This is a genomic window from Curtobacterium sp. MCBA15_005, assembly GCF_001864855.1.
Taxonomy (GTDB): Bacteria; Actinomycetota; Actinomycetes; order Actinomycetales; family Microbacteriaceae; genus Curtobacterium; species Curtobacterium flaccumfaciens.
On record NZ_MJGL01000018.1, the window covers coordinates 1,633 to 1,863 of the forward strand.

Below are 231 nucleotides of genomic sequence, written 5' to 3' on the forward strand. Positions count from 1 at the left end.
TCGCCGGTCAGGAACGGGATGATGTCGATCTCGTGGATCACCGAGTCGTGGATGAGCATCGACTCGCTGAAGTTGGGCGGCGTCGTCGGGTTGCGGTGCGCGTGGTGCAGGGCGAGCAGGGCGCCGTTCGCCCCCGACTCGCGCAGCGCCTTGAGCTCCTGGTACCCGGAGTCGAACCGGCGCATGAAGCCGACCTGGATGACCGGTCGGGCGGCGTGCTGCTGCTCGAGC

General features: G+C 68.4%; 1 pseudogene. It reads right to left on the bottom strand.

The features are described 5' to 3' along the window. Positions 1-231: pseudogene (locus BIU89_RS10230) on the bottom strand (inositol 2-dehydrogenase); the annotation flags it as partial.